This is a genomic window from Persicimonas caeni (genome assembly GCF_006517175.1).
Classification (GTDB): domain Bacteria; phylum Myxococcota_A; class Bradymonadia; order Bradymonadales; family Bradymonadaceae; genus Persicimonas; species Persicimonas caeni.
Window position 1 is genome coordinate 1170213 of sequence record NZ_CP041186.1, and the last position, 17695, is coordinate 1187907.

A 17695-nucleotide genomic window follows, 5' to 3' on the forward strand; every position below is an offset into this window, starting at 1 on the left:
GCCGAGCGCGTCGAAGAGGTACGGGCCGACATCACCTCGAAGATACGCTCGCTACGAAAGCTCTGTTTTGCGGATCGGGAAACCGTTCCGCCGCAGGCCAGGTTCTGCTCGACAACTCCCGACCGAGCCGAGGCGAGGGGATTCGGTGCAGATTCGGACGCCGTCTGACGCAGGCGATGTGCTGGTCGCGAAGCGACCGAATGCCCTTGGGGTGCGGAGCATCATCGAGGAAAGACGGCGCCGAAGATGCACGAATCAACCGCCTTCGGCGACGGGAGTGAGTTGTCGAACAGAACCTTCTGAGCCCACCGGCTCAGCCACCAGGCGGTGGGTTAACGCTGACTACGACCCACCCGCCCGTTTCAAATTTGTGGGGAAACTCGTGGCCACGATACATCCACCCCTCATTACGGTTTTCGGCAAAAATCGAAAATCGTTGCGTACTTTTTGAAAAATCGACCCGCAGCGTCCTTCTAGGCCGGATTTCTTCTAATGCGATCTACGCCGTTCTTTCCCGACGTTTCGATGTTTCCGCGCCCCGGCTTCGCGCCAATTACAGCGCGCCCCCCGTCGACCTACTGTTCGACCGGTCGTTGAGCTCGAAGCCGCACATATCGACCGGGGAATCGAGGTGATCGCTCGTCGGACTCGCCGCCGAGCCGAGGAATGAGGTCGGGCCTCGAGGGGAGCACAACGAAAGGATGTGGAGCGACGTCTCGACGTGTCCGGCGGGGAGCTCCGCGTCGGGTGCGGCGAGGCCCTCGCCCCGCCGCACTGATGGAGTCATGACTGGGGGAGTTACTCGCCGTAGACGGTCACGTCATCGGCGTTGGCCTCCAGCGTGGCGCGATCGTCTTCGATCTTGCGCGGCTCGGCGCGGTTCCAGATCTCCACTTCGCTGTCGTAGTACGGGCTGGCCGGGTTGGCCGAGTAGCCGCCGGGCACAGCGTTGTAGGTGACCGGCCCGTTGGGGTCCATGTCGTGGACCATGCGCAGCGAGGAGCCGCTCGAGCAGGTGAAGTTGAAGTCGTCGTAGCCGTGGTCGCAGGGGGTGACGGCGAACTGGCCGCCGGGCCGCTCGTAGAACGGCAGGCCGCGCTCCTCAGTGGGGCGCTGGAAGGCGTTTTGGCCCACGGGGATGAGCCCGTCGAGGCGCAGGCCGTGCATGTTGCCCCAGACCCAATCGGACGGGTCGCCCGAGCCCGGCGAGGGGATCGCGCGGCCGAAGACCTCGGCGAGGGTCTGGCCGCTGGCCAGCCGGTCGCGTGCGGCGAGCACCGAGCGCACCAGGAAGGTCTGGCGGGTCTCGGTCTCCTCGGTGGACAGGTCGTCGAAGATCGTCGAGTCGCCCGCCGTCGCGTCGTAGGTCTCGGTCTGCTCGGTGTTGTCGAGCAGGTGGATGAGTGAGCGCACCAGCACCTGGGTCGACGAGGGCAGCTTGAAGTCGCCGTCTTCGAAGAAGCCGATGGCGGCGAACTCGTCGCCGTAGACGTCGGGCAGCAGGTAGACCATCGAGGCGTTGAACAGGGCGGCCGCGGCGCTTCGGTCGACGTCGTCGCCCTGCGGGGTGCGCGTGGCCGGCGACTCGAAGTCCCAGTTGGCGAGCAAGTCGCGCAGCTCGGCCAGGTCGGTCTCGCGCCCGGCGATCTCGGCGCGAAGCGCCTGCAACTCGGGGTCGTCGGAGTCGTCGATCGAATCGTCGAGCGCGCGGTCGATCGCGCTGACCATATGCGGCACGACGTGCTCGGCGACCTTGTCGTAGCCGTCGTTCTGGATCGCGGTCTGATGCTCGAGGGTCAGTTTCTCGCCGCTCGCGCGCTCGCCGGTGGCGTTGGTGATGCGCTCGGTGATGCGCTCGGCGCGAAGGCCCAGGTCGTAGAAGCCGCCCAGATAGTAGGTGTCGTTGACCGGGTTATTGTCGAGCGTGGTGCCCACCTGGTCGTTATTGGCGGTGACCACATAGCCTTCGGCGCGGTTGTAGGCGTGGGGGATATATTGCTCGTCCAGATAGCCGTCCCACTCGGCGGTGCCGTCGCTCGGCAGCACGAAAATCGGCGCGTTGCCCGACGGGTTGTCCACCGGGTCATAGGTGAGCGCTCCGTCACCGCGCACCGGGATCTTCGACTGGCCGGAGTAGAACGTCTCGCCCGAGGCAAAGCCGAACACGAAGTTGCTCGAGCCGACGGTGTAGTAGTCGAGCGCCTCCTCGACGTCTGCGGGTGCCTCGGCACGCCACAGGCGCATCAGGAATTCGAATTCGTTGTTGGCCTCGAGGCCGACCCACTTGATGGAGAGCGCCTCGTCGCCGGTACGCGCGACGGGCTTTCCGTCCTGGGTGGGCGGCAAGATCGGGCCGTGGTGGGGCACGACCTCGAGGGTCAGGTCGACCTCCTCGGTGATATTGCCGAAGGCGCCCACCTTGATCGTCTCGGTGATGCGCTCGACCTCGACCTGCTGGTCGCCCAGCTCGACGGTCGCCGGGTTGGCGTCGTTGGAGTTGCCGGTGATCTTCTCGTGATAGACGTCGACGTAATCGTAGAAGCCGACCGTGGTGCCCCAGGCGACCTTGTCGCTGCGCCCGATGACGATGCCGGGCACGCCCAGAATGCCCACGCCGACCATCTTGAGCGGCTCGCGCCCGTCGATGTCATTATTGAGCTCGAGGTGGATGGGATAGAAGATCGTCGGCAGCGACAGGCCCAGGTGCGGGTCGTTGGCCACGTTGGGGTAACCCGAGGCGGTCAGATCTCCGGAGAGCACCCAGTTGTTGCTGCCGCGGTCGAACATCTTGCGGTGGCCGAACAGGTCGATGTCGGCAAAACCAGGCAGATCGGTCAGGCCTTCGTGCAGCGACAGGGCGTTTCGCAACACGTCTTGGCTGATGCGCGGGGCTTTGGAGTCGGACTGGTTGGGCATCTGCAGCGCGCGGGTGCCGCCGCCGGGGAAGCCGTCGAGATGCGTGGTGTCCGAGGCGGGCGCCGAGCGGACGACGTCGGCCAAAAACCCGGCGCGCGCGGCGAACTTGGGGTCAGAGGCGTCCGCGGTGAACGTATCGAGGATATTCTGGCGCGCTGCGTGCGCGTCGATCCACATGGGCGCGGTGTAGGTCAGCTGGACAGCCAGAAGTTTGCCCACGGCGAGCACGTCCGAGGGCTCCCAGTCGCGGATGGCCGACGCCGGCATCACCTGCGCCAGAACGCCCGGCTGGTTCACCTCGCCGGCGCGGTATTTGGCGATGTAGGCGTTGACCCCGGCGCAGAAGGCGTCGAGCGCCTGGTACGACTCGTTGTCCGGGTCGTAATTCTCCTCGACGTATTTCTTGGCCGAGCGCTTCAGCCCCAGCGTGCGCATGAGCACGTCCGTCTCGACCGCGCTGCTCGACAACCCGCCCATTAGTTCGCCCAGGGTGCCGGTGGCGATACGCCTGTAGAACTCCATCTGCGCGAACCGATCGGTCGCGTACATGTAGCCGTTCATAAAGAAGAGGTCTTCGAGCGACTCGGCGTACACGTGGCGCATGCCGTATTCGTCGGTGATGACGGTCACCGGCCTGCGAAGCTGGGCGAAGGCGTCTTCGGTGCCGGCATCCGCGTCAGTCGACGCGTCGGCGGCGTCCGAGTCACCATCGGGTGTGTCGGCCACATCCGTTCCGGTATCGGCAGGAACCGGGTCCTCCTCATCGGGTGAAGTACACGCCATCAAAGTGAACACAAAGAACACGCACAGAACTACAGGCAGTCGTCGTCTCATCGGGTCCTCGCGCAGGTGGGCAGCGGCATCGAACGATGGGTAAATTGTCGTGATCGGCGGGTAGTCTAACCGATCGGTTGCCCAAATGCGAGACGGGGGCAATTGACTGCCACGCGGCGATGGCGGAACATGGCCCCGTTGGTCACTCCCCTGCCCTGCAGCCGCGCTCATGGACAAGCTTCGCATACTGGTCATCGACGACGAGGAGAGCATCCGCCACATGCTCACCGTGCTGCTCGAAAAGGAGGGCTACGCGGTCAAGACCGTCGGTGACGGCGAGGAGGGCCTCAAGGAGTTGCTCACCCGCGAGTACGATCTGGTGCTCACCGACGTGCGCATGCCCAAGATGGACGGGCTCGAGCTCATCGACGAGGTCCTCGAGCGCAATATCCCCACCACCGTCATCGCCATGAGCGCGTTCGGCAACCGCGAGATGGCCATCGACGCGCTCAAGCGCGGCGCCTACGACTATTTCGACAAGCCGTTCAAAAAGGACGAGGTGCTGCTGACCTTGGCCAAGGCCGAGGAGCGCCTGCAACTCAAGCGCGAAAACGACGCGCTCAAGGGTTTCAGCGCGGACGGCGAGTTCCAGAATATCGTCGGCGACAGCGAGCCGATGCAGGCGGTCTACGGCACGGTCTCGAAGGTCGCCGGCTACAAGTCGACCATCCTGCTCACCGGTGAGTCGGGCACGGGTAAGGAGCTCATCGCCCGCGCGATCCACAACCTGTCGCCACGCAAGGACGAGGCGTGGGTGCCCATCAATTGCGGGGCCATCCCCGAGAACCTGCTCGAGAGCGAGCTCTTCGGGCATGTGCGCGGCGCGTTCACCGACGCCACTCAAGACAAGGTGGGACTCTTCGAGGAGGCCCACAAGGGCACCCTGTTCCTCGACGAGATCGCCGAGCTTCCGATGAACCTGCAGGTCAAATTGCTGCGGGTCTTGCAGGAAAACGAGATTCGCCGCGTGGGCGGCAACAAGTCGATCCCGGTCGACGTGCGCATCGTCGCCGCCAGCCTGCACGACCTGGGCGAGCGCGTCGAAGAGGGCTTGTTTCGCGAGGATCTGTACTACCGCCTCAACGTGATCAATATCCAGCTGCCCCCGCTTCGCGAGCGCCGCGAGGACGTGCGCCCCCTGGTCGATTTCTTTATCGCCAAGCAGAACCAACGGCTCGGCACGTCGATCACCGGCGTGGAGCCCGAGGCGATGAAGCTCATGCTCGACTATCACTGGCCGGGCAACGTGCGCGAGCTGCAAAACTGCATCGAGCGCGGGGTCGTCTTGGCCAACGGCCACAAGATCGACGAGTCGGTGCTGCCCGACCGCATTCTGGACAGCAACGACGAGCTCAAGCAGCTTTTTAACAGCGACGAGCTGTCGATCAAAAAGATGAGTACTGCGCTCGAGCGTATTCTGATACGACGTGCTCTCGAAAAGACTGGCGGCAACCGCACCAACGCCGCCAAGCTCCTCGAAATCAGTCACCGGGCCCTGCTCTACAAGATCAAGGACTACGGCCTCGAGACGGTGGGTATGGAGACCTGATTTAGGCCACATCTCAACTTGCGCAGTCGCGCCGAATGTGGAACTCTCGGTGCGCTTTTATTACAAGCCACAGAGCACCGATGCTTAAGAAGTTCCTCAAATTCTTAAAGGGGACCACCCAGGAACAGGCGTTCGAGGGAAGTTACCTCGATCACCTCCTCGAACAGGTCCGTCCGAGTGTCGAGGCGCAGCTCGAAGAGTGTCCCGAGCACGATCCCCTTCTGGTCGTGGTCACCGAGATCCTTCGACTGAGCAAACCCGAGCAGTGGACCGAAGCGATCGAATGTCCGCTGGCCGACGAACAGAGCCCCGAACTCGCCGCGCCCGCGCCGCCTCCTGCGCCCGCAGACGAGGCGGACGAGGCTGACGATTCTGGTGAGGGTGATGAGCCTGTCGAGGCGGACGCCGACGCGTCGAACGAGTTCTTTGAAATCCTCGAGGAAGAAGAACTCGAAGACGACGAGAGTGAAGAGAAAGCATCGGACGAATCTGACGAGGCTGACGAGCAGCAAGAGGACTCGGACAGCGACTCTGACGACGAACAAGAAGAAGAGCATGAAGACGACAAGACGGCTGCCGACGGCGGCGAATCGACCGGGCTCGACGAAGAATCCGAGGCTGTCCACGTCGACGCCGAGGGCGACCTGAGTGCAGCCCAGACGCGACCAACCGCTCCGCTCCAAAGCGGTGACGCCATCGCGGCGGCGGAGATCGTCGAAGAAATCGCTCAAGAAGCGATCTTGGAGAACTCGCAGAGCGCTGACGACGAACTCGAGCAAGCCGCCGCCAAGGCCACGCGCCTCGACTCGCCGGAGGTCTTGAAGGCCGGCCGCATCTTCTTGGGCTTGCTCATCGAGAACGATCGCCTGCCCGTCGACATGCAGTTGTCGATCGCCGAAACGATGCTCGCGCGCGACCTCCTGCTCGGCTACTTCGTCCACGACGAGCAGTTCGAGGCGAAGGCCAAGGAGTTGTTGAGCCTCGTCGAGCAGAAGTTTAACGAGGGCGCTTTCAGCCAGGCGCGCATCCTGTTGCAGCTCTTCCAGACCGACCGCCCCACCCGCATCAACAACGATCGCAACCTCTTTTACGAGGACATGATCATGCGGCTGGGCATCCGTCGGCGCCACCTGCTCAACCACAACCTTTTGGCCGAACTCGAGGCGAACAGCGACGTCGAAGACCTCGACCAGGGCCTGGCGCAGACGTGCCACTGGCTCGAAGAGAACCTGCACATCAAGTTTCACCTGTTTACGCGCGAGACCGAAGACGTCGACGCCTGGCGCGCCTTCGCCCAGCAGTCGGCGCGTCGAGACGCCGAAGACGTCTTCTTGCGCTACATTCCGCCCAAGCGCTGGCGCCCGCTGCACGCCTCGGCGCAAACGCCGAGCGACCGCATGGTCGCCCACATCTCGGCTGCCACGGTCAAGCGCTACCTCCTGCGCCAGATCAAGGCGTGCTACTTCGTGCTGCGCGCGGTCGGCGACACCGGACTCGAGCCCTACCTGGACGTCTTTTTCGACTGGTGCGAGACCAAGTTCGAATTCAACAGCGTGCGCCTAATGCCGCTCATCTACCGGCGCACGATGTCCGACACCCAGCTCATCGACAAGATCTTCGAGGACGCCTTTCGCCGCTTCTTCCAGAAGAAGGCCGCCGAACTTCTCGAGAGCTTCGACGAAGAGACCATCCGCGAGGCGACCCAGGCCACCTTGGACGCCATTGCCGGCCTCGACTTCAACCACGTGCCCCCCGGCAACTACGATCTGGGCGGGCTGGTACTCGACCGCCTCTTCGGCCTGCAGTACCACGAACCGGAGTTCGCGTTTAAGCTGCACCGGTTGTCGTGACATCGCGTCTCCCAAACCCCTACCTGTGCGCCGCGCTTCTGGCGGCGTTGGTGGTCTTTGCCGCCAACCTCGCCACACCGACCACGGCCTACGCCCAAGAGGCGGTCGCCTCGCTCGACGCGCACCTGCTCGAACAGAATGCCGACCGCCTGGCGATCAATCAGACCGGCATGAGCGTCTTGCTCGGCTGGTCAGCGCTCAACATGGGCGTGGGCACTTGGGGCTATTTCGCCAGCAAGGGTCGCTGGAAATATTTCCACCAGATGAACGCGGCTTGGAACGTCGTCAACGGCGCCATCGCCGTCGGCAGCCTCATCGGCGCGGGCGGCGAAGACCCAGCGAGCTTCGGGCTACTGGCGACGATCGAAGAGGCGCAGTTCATCGAAAAGGTTCTGCTCTTTAACGCCGGCCTCGACATCGGCTATATCGCCGCCGGCGCCTACCTCAACGAGCGCGGCCTGCGCAAAGACTCCGACCGCCTCGTCGGCTACGGCCGCTCCGTGATGCTGCAGGGAGCATTCCTGCTGGTCTTCGACGGCGTGCTCTTCTGGCTGCACAACCAGAACACCTCCGACTTTCTCATGCGCGTCGAGCCGCTCGTCGGCGATGCAACCGGCGCCGCGCTGACGATTAGCTTCTAATCATCTCCCCCGCTTCGCCTACGCGTCGGGTTTGTCAAAACGATTGTGAAACCCTGCGCCATCAACTGCATCTCACGTACGACACACACCGACTGTGCCGTTTCCTAAGGTCCCCATGAGCACCACCACCTTTATTATCGTCGCTGCGCTGACGCTCGTCGCGTTCTACATTCTGCGCAAAACACAATCGCTGGATCCCGAGAAGCGCCGCGAGATCCTCGACGCCCTCGAAAAGGGGGCGACATTGGTAGATGTGCGCACTCGCCAGGAGTTCGACTCCGGCCACCCCGAGGGCGCCATCAACGTGCCGCTGCACCAACTGCAGCAGGACGTCAAAGGCCTGAAGCGAAAGCCACGACCCATCGTGGTCACCTGCGCCTCGGGCATGCGCAGCGCGCGGGCTGCCAAACTTCTTCGCCGATCGGGTATCGAAGTGCTCGACCTCGGCGGAAGAGCCAACTGGCCGCGCTGAGAGGTTTCGAGTTGTGAACTGAGGAGGATCCGATGCCTACCCCGGAACCGACCAATCCCAAAAAACTACCCGGTACCGAATGGACCGCCGTCGAGCCCGAAGAGCGACGCAAGCACTGGCAGGTGCTTCGCTTCGAGAAGAAGGCCGGCGAGGTCGTGCTCGAAGCAGTCTTGGACCACCACCAGCTACGCCTGCCCTGGCGAGAGCTTCGCAACCGCGACGAGTGGCGCCCCGGCTGGACGCATTAATGCCGATTACTTCGTCGACATCTCGTGGCCTTCGCCGGTGATGTCTTTGACGTAGGCGTCGAAGTTGAACTGCGGGGAGTGCTCGGGGACGTGGCACTCCATGCAGTCGCTCTCGACCGGGTCGGCCTTGATGTGCTGGGGGTTGCCGGAGGCGTCGATGGGCGCCTGGACGTGGTCGGAGCCCGGGCCGTGGCAGTTTTCGCAGCCGACGTCCTCGAGGTTTTTCTGGATGGTGCGCTCGCCGAGCTTCGCCTCGTAGTGCAGCTTGCCGATGACGCTTCCGCCCGGCTTTTCGTAGCCGACGACGTGACAGCCGATGCAGCTCTGGTCGAAGAGCTTGTTGCGCTCCTCGAGCGTCTCGACGGCGGTGGCGTGCTCGGTCTTCTCCCAGAACGCCTGCTCTTGGACGTGACAGCGGGCGCATTCCTGATTGCCCACGAAGAAAGCTTGGCCCTCTTCGACCGGCGGAACCTCGCGCTCGACCTTCGACTGCAACTCCTGCAGGCTCTTGTTGTACTCGTTTCGAAGATTGTTGAGCTTGTCGTTGATCGGAAGCCCCGGCTCCATCGGCACGGGTCTGTAGATAAAGGCGTTGCCCGCTTCGGGCACTTTGACATCCTCGGTGCGAAGCTTCTCGAGCTTGGCCTCACGCTCGGCGATATCGTCTCTCAGACGCTGGAGGATGGGCGGGTTTTCGCGGCGCTTCGACGGAGGAAAGCGCTCGAGTTGCTTCTTTTTGTGCTCGATGAGCCGCTGGAGCTTCTCGATTTCGGTCTTGCTGCCGGCGCTGGCGTTCGTGTACGGCTCGCCTTTGTCACGCTGGAGAAGCTTGAGCACGCCCAGATAACGGCCCTGGTCGTAGGCTTCGAGCGTGTGCCCCCCGCCCACCTCATAGACCTGATCGGTCTCGCGCGGGCCGTGGCCGACGACGCCAAAGTCGATGCCGTCGACGGCCTCCAACACATTCTGCGTCGCCTCGAGATCGCCGTGCATCAACAAGACGATCGTCTGGGCGCCCTGCTCTTTCAACGAGGCGACGGCGGCCTCGACCGCCGGCACCGGCTCGCTCGCGCTCACCCCTTCGACGTCCTTGTAGAGCTCGGGATTGACCGCACCGACGACGCCGAGCTTGATGTCTTCGAGGTCGAGAACCTCCGTCGCGGCGAGTGCTTTGCCGCCCAACTTCAGGTTCGCGGCGATCGGCTCGACGCCCGCCTGCTCGAGGGTCTTCTGGTAAAAGTCGACGCCCATCGCGAAATCGAGCTCGCCGGGCACGGTCACCTCGGTGCCGAGGGCCTTCTGTGCGGCGACGATGACGTCGGTCTTGGCCTTTTCCTGGGGAATGGCGTGCTCTTCGAGCTCGGCGAATTCAAAGAGCATGTCGCCCGCGTCGAGCATGGCCACATCTGGGTAGAGCTTCTGGGCGGCCGCGACATAACCGGTGATGCGGTCGATACCGCCGAGCAACACCTCGGCGCTGCAGCCGCACGGCTCCAGATAACCTTTGAGTCCGGACAGGAAGAAGACGCCCGGCCCTTCCGGGCCCGGCGACTTTGGCTGGACCGTGCCCGGCTTGGCCTCGCCCGGGAGCGTGGTCGGACCCTCGCCCACCTCGTCAACCTTGGCGCCGCCCTCCTCGTTCGAGTCGGACTTGGCGACCGGGCCGTCGGTATCGGCGCGCTCGGCGTTGCGCTCGCACGCCTGCGCCATCACCACAGCCCACAGGCCGAGAATTGCAAGAAGGACCCACCAGCGCCGAGAGATTTGGGACGAGGATTTCATTTATTATCGAGTATCCGTCGAAGATTAGCGGCTTCCCAAGCCATCGCCTTTTCGTAGTGTGGAAACTGCTTTTCCATGGCGCGAAATTCCGGCGTATGTACTTCGCGTCGCGTTTGGCCCTCGCGCGGCGGAAAGATCGCGTGCAATAGCTCGTGGTAGACGATGAACTCGACAAAATAATCGGGAACCCACCTCCGGTCGAGCGCCGGGTGGATGCGGATCAGCTTGCGGTCGAAATCGTAGCTGCCAAAGCGGATGCTTTTGGTGCCACGGCCGCGTCGCCCCCAGGTGATGTGAATGCCGTCGAGCTCGTCTCGCACGGGTTCGGCGAAGATCTTGAGCACCTTGCGCAACACGACGCCGAGGTTGAAGTGCTCGCCGCGCTGCTGCAGCTCGTCGTCGCTGGGCGCGAAGCTGATCGCGTCGCGGTTGTCCTGGATAAACTGCTGGATGGTTTGGCGCGCGCCCTTTCGCCCGCTGGCCAGGTCGGCGATGGCCGACACGGTCGCATCGCAACTGTTCACGAACATGTGGTGAGCGCGAATCTCCTGGCGGTTGCGCCGCCGGCGCGATGAGAGCATGCGCCGGCGGTTGTCCGTCAGGATGAGATCGACGATCCCGAGAAGCTCCTCGAGGCGCACGTGTAACTTGTGCGCCCGAGGGCGACAGCCTCGCAACTCCGACGGCAACTCCGACATGTCGAGCGTGCCGCGCGTGGTGCGCGGCTCGTCGTCGACGTCTTGCCAATCGAACAACGTGGATTGATTGTTGTTACTGCCGTCGGTCATACGTCACTGCAACTTGCGAAGCTCCTCCATCGAAGCTTCGAGGGTCGCCTTCTCCTCCAGATACTGCTCCCGCTTGTCCCGCTCCTGCTGGACGATGTGTTCGGGTGCGTTGTTCACAAACCCGTCGTTGGCGAGCTTGCCTTCGACATATTTGATGTCGTCTTCGACGCGCTCGAGCTCCTTTTGGAGACGAGTGAGCTCTTCGTCGAGGTCGATAAGGCCGGCCAGTGGGATGCGAATCTCGACGCCGTCGCGCACAGCGGTCGCCGCGCCTTCGACCTCGGGGGCCGCGTCGGTGCTGACGACCTCGATCTTGTCGGCCTTGGCCAGCCGCTGGATATAGCTCTCACAGGCCTCGATGGCGGCCTTGGCGTCGGCATCGTCAGTGACAAAGAAGACCTCGTCGATCGTCTGGCCCGGCTTGACGTTCGTCTCGCCGCGGATGCCTCGAATCGCCGAGATAAGCTCGATGACGCGATCCATCTGGGTGGCGGCCTCTGCGAAGTCCTCGGCGCCTCGGCTCTCGGGCCACGGCGCGACCATGATGCTCTCGGGAGCATCACCGGCGTGCGGCAACGCCTGCCAGATATCCTCGGTGATGAACGGTGAAATCGGGTGCATCAGCCGAAGCGTGGCGTCGAGCACGTAGGTGAGCGTGTCACGCGCGGCCTTGCGCTCTTCGGGCGTGGCGCCGCGGTCTTCGTGCAGCACCTCTTTGCTCAGCTCGATGTACCAGTCGCACAGCTCGTGCCAGACGAACTTGTAGATGAGCTGGGCGGCGTCGTTGAAGCGGAACTCGTCGAGCGCCTGTTTGACCTCACCGACGACCTGATCGCTTCGCTGCAGGATCCAGCGGTCGGCTACCGACAAATGCTCGGCGTCGAACGGCGTCTGCGCGCTATCTTCCCAGGAGCTCGTGTAGGTCTCGTAGGCCGGTGCTTCGTAGTCTTCGAGGTTCATCAGCGCGAAGCGCGCCGCATTCCACAGCTTGTTGAGGAAGGCGCGGTAGCCCTCGATGCGCTTGATGTCGAGTTTGATGTCGCGGCCCTGCGCGGCGTAAATCGCCAGCGTGAACCGAAGCGCGTCGGCGCCCTGCGCGCCCAGACCTTCCGGATACTGGTTCAGGAGCTCTTTGTGCAGCTCCGGGTCGAGCTCGTCGGACTCGGCGCCGTAGATCATGTGCAACGGGTCGATGACGTTGCCCTTGGTCTTCGACATCTTGTTGCCCTCCTTGTCACGCACCATCGCGTGCAGGAAGACCTTCTCGAAGGGGACGTCGTCCATGAACCACAGGCCCATCATCATCATGCGCGCGACCCAGAAGAACAGGATGTCGAAGCCCGTCTCCATGACCTGGGTGGGATAGAACTTCTCGAGCGTCGGCGTCTCGTCGGGCCAGCCCATCGTCGAGAACGGCCACAGCGCGCTCGAAAACCACGTATCGAGAACGTCCGGGTCACGCTCGAGATCGTCGCTGCCACACTCGGGGCAGCTATCGGGCGTCTCGCGGCGCACGATCACCTCGTCGCACTCCTGGCAATACCAGGCCGGGATGCGGTGGCCCCACCACAGCTGGCGGCTGATGCACCACGGGCGGATATTGTACATGAAGTGGTCGTAGGTCTTCTTCCACACCGCCGGGATGATCTCGGTGTCGCCCGACTCGACCGCGTCGATCGCCTTTTTGGCCATCGGCTCGGTGTTGACGAACCACTGGAGCATCGGAAGCGGCTCGACGACCACGCCGGTGCGCTCGCTGCGCCCCGGCGAGTACGGGCGCTCCTCGGTGCCCTCGAGCAGGCCGGCTTCGTCGAACTTCTCGACCACGAGCTTGCGCGCGTCGTATCGATCGAGGCCGACGAACTCCTCGGGGCCGTTGTCGTTGATCGTGGCGTCGAAGTCGATGACCTGGATAACCTCCAGATCGTGGCGCTCGCCGCACTCCCAGTCATTGGGGTCGTGGGCGGGTGTGACCTTGACCGCGCCGGTGCCCTTCTCGGGGTCGGGCAAAATCTTGTCGGCGATGATCGGAATCTCGCGGCCGACGATCGGCAGCTTGATCTTTTTGCCGATCAGGTCTTGGTAGCGCTCGTCGTCGGGGTGGACGGCCACGGCGGTATCGCCGAGCATCGTCTCCGGACGCGTCGTACCGACGATGATATGCCCCGAGCCGTCAGCCAGCGGGTACTTGAGGTACCAGAAGCGCCCGTTCTCCTCTTCGCGGTTGACCTCCAGGTCCGACAGCACCGTCTGGCCCTCCGGGTCCCAGTCGACCATGCGCAGGTCGCGATAGATCAGCCCGTCTTCGTACAGCTTGACGAACGCCTCGCGCACCGCCTTGTTCAGCCCCTCGTCGAGGGTGAAGCGCTCGCGGTCCCAGTCGCAGGAGGCGCCCATGCGCTTGAGCTGGTTGATGATCTGGCCGCCGTGCTCTTCCTTCCAGTCCCAGGTGCGCTCCAAGAATTTGTCGCGCCCCAGGTCGTGGCGGGTGCGGCCCTCTTTGGCCAGCGATCGCTCGACCATCACCTGGGTGGCGATGCCCGCGTGATCGGTGCCCGGCAGCCACAACGCTTCGTAGCCCTCCATGCGCTTCCAGCGGATCAGCAGATCTTGGAGGGTCACGAACAGCGCGTGGCCCATGTGCAGGCTACCGGTGACGTTCGGCGGCGGAATGACGATGGTGTACGGCTCTTTGTCGCTCGTCTCGTCGGCGTGAAAATAGCCGCGGTCCACCCAGAAATCGTACCAGTCGGACTCGACTTCAACCGGGTCGTAGCTCTGATCGATCTTCATTTCGTCATTCCTTGTCGGGCTAGTAATCCTTGGGGGCCAAATCGGCCTGCAATTTATACACTCGGTGGGTTGTATCCATCACTGCGAAGTTGGGTCAAGCCCAACAAAAAACCCGCCTTTCGGCGGGTCCTTGTGAGCGGGTTTGAGCGAGGAGATTACTCCTCGGCCAAAAGCCGCTCGATCTCTACGCGTACTGCCTCGCGGATCTGATCGCCCAGGCGCTGCTGGACAATCGTGTCGACGCGCTGCTCGCCGTGTTCGAGAAGCTTGGGGAGGACCTTCTTCTGGAAGACCTCGCCCATGATGTTGCGAAGCAGGCCGGGAAGCTGCTCTTTGACCGAGCGCTTGACCTCTTCTTTGACCATCGTCTCGATCTCGGCGCGGCTCATACCGATATTCGACACGCCCGAATCGCTGGTCGGCCCGGAGGGGGCGGCGGTGGCGCCGCTGCTCGAGACTTCCTGAGCGCGGGTCGAGGCGTTGACGTCGGGCGTCGAGATGCGCGGCTGGCTTCCGCCGATGCGCGGCTGGCTGCCGGCGTCCGGAATGCGCGGCTGGCTGCCGCTGTCCGGGCGCATGCGCGACTGGCTTCCGCCGTCGTTGGTGCGCATACGCGGCTGACTGCCGCTGTCGGTGCGCATGCGCGGCTGACTACCGCTGTCGGTGCGCATGCGCGGCTGGCTTCCACCCGTGCGAAGACGGGACTGGCTGCCGGCGCTCTGCTGCTGTTGCGGCGACGGATGGCGCGGGTTGCTGTTGTCTTCGACCGGAATGCGCGGCCGACTCTCGGCGGCCGGCTGCGGCGGCGTGCTCGTCGGCTTCGACGGCGGGCCCGAAGGCGCGCTCGGCTGCGACGAGGGCTGGCTGATCGGCGGCGGCGCCGGCGTAGCGTCGTTCGCCATCGGGGCCGGTTGCGCCGGTTGCGCCGGCTGAGCCGGTTGCGCAGGCTGAGCCGGTTGCGCAGGCTGAGCCGGTTGCGCAGGCTGAGCCGGTTGCGCAGGCTGAGCCGAGGCATCGGCCACCGAGTCGATTGCGTTCAAGAGCGTGTCGGTCTTGAACGGCTTCATGATGACGTCGTCCGCACCGGCATCGCGAGCTTGCTCTTCGCTAAACTCGCGGTGATTGCCGCCGATCATGATGACCGGGATTTGAGCGGTGTTGCCGTTATTCTTGAGCGCCCGGCACACCTCGTACCCACTGCCGTCAGGCATATGGTAATCGAGAAGAATCACCGAGGGGGAACGCTCGGCGGCCTGCATGGCCTCCCGCGCGCTTCCGACACCGACAACTTCGAACGGAGCGGCTTTGAGCGCCATCTCGACGACTTTGCGGATTGTTCGGCTGTCATCGGCGACCAGAACCGTCGGACTCATGCATACTCCTTGCAGCGAGTGAGTGGGGTGTCTTGCGCCGCCTACAAACGGCCGCAACCACGCCAGATTTGAGCATGATCATACCGCCTTCTGGAATAACACGGGCCGCATACACGGTCAAGATTCCCGGTCCGTAAGAGTCGCTTACATGCGCCCCAACTCGAACAACGCGCCTTGAATCGATCCTCGAATCGGGTCATCATCGGCGAGTGACCCGCCACAGACCGTGGGCGCGACGCTCCTTTTCCGACTCTTCCCTGTACCGTCTGTGCTATATGGGCCCCGACCCAACTTCTACAGAGACGCCCCAAGCGTCGACGTCTGAGAGCCTGGCTGCCGGTGACGTGCTCAACGAGCGCTACCGCATCGTCGAAGAGCTCGGCAGCGGCGGCTACGGCCAGGTCCTCGCGGCCGAAGATCTACAGGAAGGTCGACGCGTGGCGATCAAGATTCTCCGCGCCGACGCCGGCAGTCGCGACCCGGCAGCCATGGCGCGCATGCGCCAAGAGGCCGAAATCCTCGAGGCCATCGACCATCCGAATATCGTCGAGATTTACGACGTCGACGAGGCCGACGCCGGCGAATTCATGGTCATGGAGCTTCTCGAGGGCCACTCGATCGACGCGTTGCTCGAGACGGAGGGCGCCGCGGATCCCGAGCGTGTACGCCCCTTGGTCAAGCAACTGCTCGACGCGCTCTCCGCGGCGCACCGAAAGCAGGTGCTCCACCGCGACCTCAAGCCCGAAAATATCATCTTGGTCCCCGCCCCCGACGAGCCCGGCGGCGAGCGCGCCAAGCTGCTCGACTTTGGCATCGCCAAGGCGAGCGAGATTCTCGACGACGACCCCGACGAGGGGATTACGCTCGTTAAGACCCGCGGCGGCGGGTTCGTGGGCACGCCCCGTTATTGCGCTCCCGAGATCGCGGTCGGGGATCCGGCTGGCCCCAGCGCCGACATGTTCAGCCTCGGGCTGGTCATGGCCGAGTGGCTCACAGGCAAACCGCGCATCGAAGCCGAAAAGCAAAACCGGGTGCTCTCCATCCTCATCCAGCCCACCCCGCTGGACGTCTCGGACTGCCCGCAGGCATGGCAACCATGGCTTTCTCGGATGATCGCCAAGGACCCCGACCAGCGCTACCCGAGCGCCCAGGAAGCCCTCGATGCCTTCGAGGCGCTCGTCGAGGGCGGCGGCGCCGACGTCGACCTCGCCAAGACCGAGCGCCAAAAGCCGATCAGCAACGATCAGGCCTTCGGCGGACAGGTCTTTGGCGACGACGACGTCTCCGAGACCGCCGCCACGCAAGTGCGCGAGCCGCTCGAACTCGCCGACATCGACGACGAGCCGACCCAAGACTACGAGGAAGCACCGGCATTCGAGGACCACGGCAGCAACAACGTCGCCATGTCGACCGTGCGCTTTGTGATGATCGCCGCCATCAGCTGCGGCGTCGTCCTGCTCCTCTTATGGCTCGCCCGCCTCTTTCTGGGCGCCAACTGATCCGCAGCGCTCCCCTAAGCAGCGATACACGAAGGCCTTCCCATGAAGCTCGCCATCTTGTCACGCGGCCGCACCCTCTACAGCACACGACGCCTGGCCGAAGTCGGCCGCAAGCGCAAACACGACGTGCGCATCATCGACCCGGTCAAATGCACCGTGTCGATGGGCGCCGGCCATCTGTCGACCCAGCGCGACGGGATGAACTTCGAGGGCTACGATTGCGTGATCCCACGCATCGGCGGCGGCTCGAGCAGCTGGGGGCTGACGCTCTTGCGCCAGATCGAATTGCAGGGCATTCGCGTGCTCAACCCGGCGTTTGGCACCATGGTCGCCGCCGACAAAGTCCAGGCGATGCAAGAACTCGCCGCTGCCGGCGTCCCCACCCCGACCACGCTGCAGACCAAGAGCACCGACGATCTGCCCGCGCTCATCGCGCAGGTCAACGGCCCGCCGGTCATCTTGAAGTTGTTGAAGGGAACCCAGGGCGTGGGCGTCATCAAGGTCGACACCGTCGAGTCGGCCGTCTCCACCCTCGAAGCGCTGTGGAGCCTGCGCGAAGACGTGCTCATCCAAGAATTCGTCGCCGAGAGCACCGGCGTCGATATCCGCGCCTTCGTCGTCGACGGCAAGGTCGTCGGCGCCATGGAGCGCACCGCCCGCGAGGGCGAGTTTCGCGCCAACGTCCACCGCGGCGGCTCGACCCGCAAAGTCGACCTCGACGACGAAGCACGCGAGGTTGCTCTGCGCGCCGCCAACGCCCTCGGCCTGCGCGTCGCCGGCGTCGACCTACTGCCGAGCACCCGCGGGCCCCTCGTCATCGAGGTCAACGCCTCGCCCGGCCTCGAAGGCATCGAGGGCGCCACGGGGCGCGACATCGCCAAAGACATCATCAAGTGTGTGGAGCGGCTGGCTGATTAGCGTGCGAATCTCGACGTCTTTCAGGCGCCACG

General features: G+C 63.9%; 12 protein-coding genes. 7 read left to right on the plus strand and 5 right to left on the minus strand.

The annotated features are described in order from the left end of the window. Nucleotides 1–798: 798 nt before the first annotated feature. Nucleotides 799–3750 (minus strand): penicillin acylase family protein, encoded by a 2952-nt coding sequence (locus FIV42_RS04380; RefSeq protein WP_168210404.1) that lies wholly within the window; start codon nucleotides 3748–3750, stop codon nucleotides 799–801. 169 nt (nucleotides 3751–3919) lie between these two features. Here FIV42_RS04380 and FIV42_RS04385 point away from each other — a divergent pair, with 169 nt between their 5' ends. The 5 genes from FIV42_RS04385 (at nucleotide 3920) to FIV42_RS04405 (ending at nucleotide 8510) form a co-directional block, all read left to right on the plus strand. After that, complete coding sequence (locus tag FIV42_RS04385; protein ID WP_141196500.1) at nucleotides 3920–5299, plus strand: sigma-54-dependent transcriptional regulator; 1380 nt, start codon at nucleotides 3920–3922, stop codon at nucleotides 5297–5299. A gap of 80 nt (nucleotides 5300–5379) precedes the next feature. Continuing rightward, nucleotides 5380–7149, plus strand: coding sequence for a hypothetical protein (locus FIV42_RS04390; RefSeq protein WP_141196501.1), 1770 nt, complete (start codon nucleotides 5380–5382; stop codon nucleotides 7147–7149). Further along, on the plus strand, nucleotides 7146–7790 hold the full coding sequence (locus FIV42_RS04395) for a DUF6992 family protein (protein WP_141196502.1): 645 nt from the start codon (nucleotides 7146–7148) through the stop codon (nucleotides 7788–7790). Before FIV42_RS04390 ends, FIV42_RS04395 begins: the two co-directional genes overlap by 4 nt. 115 nt (nucleotides 7791–7905) lie before the next feature. Beyond that, nucleotides 7906–8262, plus strand: coding sequence for a rhodanese-like domain-containing protein (locus tag FIV42_RS04400; protein ID WP_141196503.1), 357 nt, complete (start codon nucleotides 7906–7908; stop codon nucleotides 8260–8262). A 32-nt stretch (nucleotides 8263–8294) separates the two neighbouring features. Next, on the plus strand, nucleotides 8295–8510 hold the full coding sequence (locus FIV42_RS04405; RefSeq protein WP_141196504.1) for a TIGR02450 family Trp-rich protein: 216 nt from the start codon (nucleotides 8295–8297) through the stop codon (nucleotides 8508–8510). A 6-nt stretch (nucleotides 8511–8516) separates the two neighbouring features. On the opposite strand, the gene FIV42_RS04410 is transcribed toward FIV42_RS04405, so the two are convergent. From FIV42_RS04410 to FIV42_RS31060, 4 genes are all read right to left on the minus strand, one after another. Further along, complete coding sequence (locus tag FIV42_RS04410) at nucleotides 8517–10292, minus strand: multiheme c-type cytochrome (RefSeq protein ID WP_141196505.1); 1776 nt, start codon at nucleotides 10290–10292, stop codon at nucleotides 8517–8519. After that, nucleotides 10289–11080, minus strand: coding sequence for a M48 family metallopeptidase (locus FIV42_RS04415; protein ID WP_141196506.1), 792 nt, complete (start codon nucleotides 11078–11080; stop codon nucleotides 10289–10291). The genes FIV42_RS04410 and FIV42_RS04415 overlap by 4 nt, the downstream gene beginning before the upstream one ends. A gap of 3 nt (nucleotides 11081–11083) precedes the next feature. Beyond that, the gene (locus tag FIV42_RS04420; protein WP_141196507.1) at nucleotides 11084–13873 is read right to left on the minus strand and encodes a valine--tRNA ligase; all 2790 of its coding nucleotides are present in this window, start codon (nucleotides 13871–13873) and stop codon (nucleotides 11084–11086) included. 155 nt (nucleotides 13874–14028) lie between these two features. Next, a complete protein-coding gene (locus tag FIV42_RS31060; protein WP_141196508.1) occupies nucleotides 14029–15246 on the minus strand; it encodes a response regulator in 1218 nt (405 codons plus the stop codon). A gap of 275 nt (nucleotides 15247–15521) precedes the next feature. Between FIV42_RS31060 and FIV42_RS04430 the strand changes: the two genes are divergently transcribed. Both FIV42_RS04430 and FIV42_RS04435 read left to right on the plus strand, forming a co-directional pair. After that, the gene (locus tag FIV42_RS04430) at nucleotides 15522–16745 is read left to right on the plus strand and encodes a serine/threonine-protein kinase (protein WP_141196509.1); all 1224 of its coding nucleotides are present in this window, start codon (nucleotides 15522–15524) and stop codon (nucleotides 16743–16745) included. Between the two features lie 42 nt (nucleotides 16746–16787). Beyond that, complete coding sequence (locus FIV42_RS04435; RefSeq protein ID WP_141196510.1) at nucleotides 16788–17663, plus strand: ATP-grasp domain-containing protein; 876 nt, start codon at nucleotides 16788–16790, stop codon at nucleotides 17661–17663. Nucleotides 17664–17695 lie beyond the last annotated feature (32 nt).

Bases quoted from the DNA above. Each gene is read 5' to 3' on its own strand.
- FIV42_RS04380 (WP_168210404.1), bottom strand. From the start codon at position 3,750: ATGAGACGACGACTGCCTGTAGTTCTGTGCGTGTTCTTTGTGTTCACT.
- FIV42_RS04385 (WP_141196500.1), top strand. From the start codon at position 3,920: ATGGACAAGCTTCGCATACTGGTCATCGACGACGAGGAGAGCATCCGC.
- FIV42_RS04390 (WP_141196501.1), top strand. From the start codon at position 5,380: ATGCTTAAGAAGTTCCTCAAATTCTTAAAGGGGACCACCCAGGAACAG.
- FIV42_RS04400 (WP_141196503.1), top strand. From the start codon at position 7,906: ATGAGCACCACCACCTTTATTATCGTCGCTGCGCTGACGCTCGTCGCG.
- FIV42_RS04405 (WP_141196504.1), top strand. From the start codon at position 8,295: ATGCCTACCCCGGAACCGACCAATCCCAAAAAACTACCCGGTACCGAA.
- FIV42_RS04410 (WP_141196505.1), bottom strand. From the start codon at position 10,292: ATGAAATCCTCGTCCCAAATCTCTCGGCGCTGGTGGGTCCTTCTTGCA.
- FIV42_RS04415 (WP_141196506.1), bottom strand. From the start codon at position 11,080: ATGACCGACGGCAGTAACAACAATCAATCCACGTTGTTCGATTGGCAA.
- FIV42_RS04420 (WP_141196507.1), bottom strand. From the start codon at position 13,873: ATGAAGATCGATCAGAGCTACGACCCGGTTGAAGTCGAGTCCGACTGG.
- FIV42_RS31060 (WP_141196508.1), bottom strand. From the start codon at position 15,246: ATGAGTCCGACGGTTCTGGTCGCCGATGACAGCCGAACAATCCGCAAA.
- FIV42_RS04430 (WP_141196509.1), top strand. From the start codon at position 15,522: ATGGGCCCCGACCCAACTTCTACAGAGACGCCCCAAGCGTCGACGTCT.
- FIV42_RS04435 (WP_141196510.1), top strand. From the start codon at position 16,788: ATGAAGCTCGCCATCTTGTCACGCGGCCGCACCCTCTACAGCACACGA.